At 27.2% G+C, this 397-nt stretch carries 1 protein-coding gene; it reads left to right on the top strand.

Features of this window, described 5'->3' with window-relative positions:
- On the top strand, positions 1 to 349 hold a 349-nt coding region (locus AVBRAN9331_RS09805; RefSeq protein ID WP_336612936.1), incomplete at its 5' end, for a hypothetical protein.
- Positions 350 to 397 lie beyond the last annotated feature (48 nt).

The following is a 397-nucleotide window of genomic DNA, read 5'->3' as shown; positions in this document are numbered from 1 at the left end:
GGATAGATTTGTAGATTATAAAGAATTCGCACAAAATGTCGCAAAACCACTTAATTCTATGGTAGCAAAAGGTTTAATAACGCAAAGCGATATTTCAAAAATGCCAAAATACTTAGCTGATGAAGCAAATAGATTATCACAAGATTTTAAAAGAGCAAGAAGTGAAGAATTAGCAAAAGAATATAAAAAAATACTAAATTGGTATGAAAAACTAGCTTATGAAATGCTAAGTGGTAAAAATCTAAAAGCTCCTAAAGATATAGATAGTTATGAAACATTTGAAGAGTTTTTGCAAGTGGCTTTACAATACAGCCAAAAAAATATAAGTTTATTTGATATGAAAGTATAGGGATTTGTTATGATGGTTAATGGAGTAAATAATTTTTCAAATACTTAT

Origin of the sequence: Campylobacter sp. RM9331 (genome assembly GCF_020137685.1) — a bacterium.
In the GTDB taxonomy this organism is placed as follows: domain Bacteria; phylum Campylobacterota; class Campylobacteria; order Campylobacterales; family Campylobacteraceae; genus Campylobacter_E.
Note: the sequence above shows the minus strand (reverse complement) of the source record. Positions and strands in the feature narration are given on the sequence as shown.